This window comes from Rhizobacter sp. P3_C12 (genome assembly GCF_056402735.1).
In genome coordinates this window covers 1-3090 of sequence record NZ_JBFUGW010000459.1, presented here as the reverse complement: position 1 = coordinate 3090, position 3090 = coordinate 1, and the positions used below count along the sequence as shown (strand labels likewise).

Below are 3090 nucleotides of genomic sequence, written 5' to 3'. Positions count from 1 at the left end.
ACGGTGTTCCAGGGCGGCCAGGACTTCCAGTGCCTGTACATCATCAACTCCGGCTTCTTCAAGACGCTGAACATCGCGGCCGACGGGCGCGAGCAGGTCGTCGGCCTGCACTTCAAGGGCGACTGGATGGGCTTCGACGGCATCGCCCACGGCCAGTACGGCTGCGATGCGATCGCGATGGACACCGGCGAGGTCTGGGCGATCCGCTACGACACGCTGCTGCTGGCGGCCGTGCGCCAACCCGCGCTGCTCGGCCTGCTGCACGCCGCGATGAGCCGCGAGATCTCGCGCGACCGCGATTCGCTGCTGTCGCTGGGCACACTGCCGGCCGATGCGCGCGTCGCCGACTTCCTGCGCTACTGGGCCGAATCGCTGTCGCAGCGCGGCCTGCGCGCCGACCAGATCACGCTGCGCATGACGCGCGCCGAGATCGGCAACTACCTCGGCATGACGCTCGAGAGCGTCAGCCGCGCGCTGTCGCGCATGGCGCGCAGCAACGTGATCCGCTTCACCGAGAAGGGCCGGCGCGACCTGTGCATCGCCAGCACCGAGGCGCTCGCGTCGTTCATCCAGGCGGCGATGACGCCGGCTTCGCGGGTGCTGCAGTGATGGCCCGCCCGAGCGCACGCACCATCGCCTCGCAGAGCTCCTCGCGCGAGTACGGCTTGCGCAGCAGCTCCCACGGCAGCCCGGCGCTGCTGTCGCCGACCATCGCCTCCGACGAATAACCCGACATCAGCAGCACCGCGAGCCCCGGCCGCAAGGCCACCGCACGCCGCGCGAGTTCGGTGCCGCGCAGGCCGGCCCCCAGGATCACGTCGCTGAGCAGCAGGTCGACCGCCTGCTCGCCCTCCAGCGCCGCCAGCGCGGGCTCGGCGCTCGAATGGGCCGTCACCTCGCACTGCAGCGCGCGCAGGAAGCTGCGGCACACCGCGAGCACCTCCGGGTCGTCCTCCACCAGCATCACGCGCAGGCCCGGCGGCAGCTGCGCCGGCGCATCGGCCGCGCCCTGCGTCCGAGCCTGGCCGGGCGCATCGAAGCGCGGCAGGTACAGCGTGACCCGCGTGCCGGCACCGGGCGCCGAATCGAGGGCCACCGCGCCGTTCGACTGCTTCGCGAAGCCGTACACCGTGCTGAGGCCCAGGCCGGTGCCGCGGCCGGCCTCCTTGGTCGTGAAGAACGGCTCGAACGCGCGGTCGCGCACCGCTTCGGACATGCCATGCCCGGTGTCCGAGACGCTGATCTCGACGAAGCCGTCGTCGCGCTGCGCCACCTCGCCGAGGTCTGCCGCCAGCGGCGCCGGCACGCGCCGGCAGGGCCGGCATGCGAACGACAGCGTGCCGCCCTCGGGCATCGCGTCGCGGGCATTGATCGCGATGTTGAGCAGCGCGGATTCGAGCTGGCCCGGGTCGGCCCGGCAGCCCGGGCAGTCATCGGCCGCATCGACGACGATCTGCACCCGCTCGTCGAGCGTGCGATGCAGCATGTCGGCCAGCGAGCGCAGCAGCAGCGCCGGCTCCACGCGCGACGGCACCAGCCGCTGGCGGCGCGAGAACGCGAGCAGCTTGCCGGTGAGCTCGGCGCCGCGCCGGGCCGCGCGCTTGGCGGCCCCCAGCATCTGCTGCAGCCGCGGCTCGTCGGCCACCTGCGGCTCGAACTCGAGCACCTGCAGGTTGCCCTGGATCACCGTCAGCAGGTTGTTGAAGTCGTGCGCGATGCCGCCGGTCAGCTGGCCGACGCTCTCCATGCGCTGCGCATGGCTCAGCTGCTCCTCGGTCTGCGCGCGCTGCAGGCTGGAGGCCAGCAGGCTGGACAGCGAATCGAGGAAACGGACCTCGTCGTCACCGAAGCGGCGCGCCTCGCGGGTGCGCACCGCCAGCGTGCCGACGATGCTGCCGCGGTCGGACAGCGGCACCACCAGCGCGCTGACCAGCCCGCGCTGCAGGTAGTCGGCCGGCACCTGGAAGCGCGTCTCGCGTGCGTAGTCCGACACCAGCACCGGCCGGCCCTCGGCCACCACGAAGCCGGGCGGCGTGTCGCGCCGGTTCGGCACGCGCTGGCCCTCGGTCTCCGCGCCGGCCAGGCCGACGCCGGCGGCGAGCCGGAACTCGCGCCGGTCGGGCTCCAGCAGGTACACGACGGCGGTCTCGACCTGCAGCCCCTCGGCCGCGATCTGCGGCACCTGGCGCAGCAGCGCCTGCGGGTCGCGGGTATCGACCGCCAGCCGCGCGAGCTTGGCGACGTATTCGCTGTAGCGGGCCTGCTGCAGCGCCTGCTGCACCCGCGGGTAGGCCGCGATGCCACGGATCGCCGCGACCACGTACGGCAGGCCGTCGTCCGTCAGCGGGCTGAGCGCGATCTCGACGATCACCTCGCTGCCATCCTTGCGGCGCGCGGCCAGCTCCAGCTGCGTGCCCATCGGCCGCGGCTTCGGGTTCTTGCCGTAGCCGTCGCGGTAGCCCGCATGGTGCGGGCGGACGCTGTCGGGCACCAGCGCATCGACCGGCATGCCGGGCAGCTCGTCGACCGCGTAGCCCAGCAGGGCCGCGGCGGCCGGGTTGGCGCGCACGATCACGCCCTGGGCATCGGCCAGCAGCAAGGCATCGGGATAGGCGGCGAACAGCGAGCGGAACAGGCGGCCCTCTTCCGGCGTGGGTGGCGGCAGGCGGTGTGGCATCGGCAGCTCGTCGTTCAGGCGCCGAAGCACTCAGGCACCAACCACCGGCACCGCGAGCATGTAGCCGGCGCTGCGCACCGACTTGATCAGCTGCGGGCTCTCGGGGTCGGCCTCGAGCTTTTTGCGCAGGCGGCCGACCTGCACGTCGATCGTGCGGTCGAACGGCGCGGCCTCGCGGCCGCGCGTGCTCTCGAGCAGGAAATCGCGCGACAGCACGCGGCCCGGGTGGCGCACGAACACGCTCAGCAGGTCGAACTCGCCGCTGGTGAGCGCAACCTCGACGCCGCCGCGGCTGGCCAGCCGGCGTGCGGCGAGGTCGAGCTCCCAGTCGAGGAAGCGCAGCCGTTCAGGGGCGGCCGGCGCCGCGGCCGCCGGCGCGGCCGGGGCTGGAGCGACGAGCGCCGGGGCAGCCA

Annotated in this window: 3 protein-coding genes; 1 reads left to right on the top strand and 2 read right to left on the bottom strand. The window is 73.1% G+C overall.

Annotated features, from left to right (window positions below; all coding sequences use genetic code 11):
- Positions 1-609: helix-turn-helix domain-containing protein (locus AC1DXV_RS33145; protein ID WP_477937774.1), on the top strand; the 609-nt coding region annotated here is incomplete at its 5' end.
- On the opposite strand, the gene AC1DXV_RS33140 is transcribed toward AC1DXV_RS33145, so the two are convergent.
- Complete coding sequence (locus AC1DXV_RS33140) at positions 566-2677, bottom strand: PAS domain S-box protein (protein ID WP_477937772.1); 2112 nt, start codon at positions 2675-2677, stop codon at positions 566-568. The two genes, AC1DXV_RS33145 and AC1DXV_RS33140, sit on opposite strands and share 44 nt — an antisense overlap.
- Before the next feature lie 30 nt (positions 2678-2707).
- A partial coding sequence (locus AC1DXV_RS33135; RefSeq protein WP_477937770.1) for a winged helix-turn-helix domain-containing protein occupies positions 2708-3090 on the bottom strand: 383 nt, incomplete at its 5' end.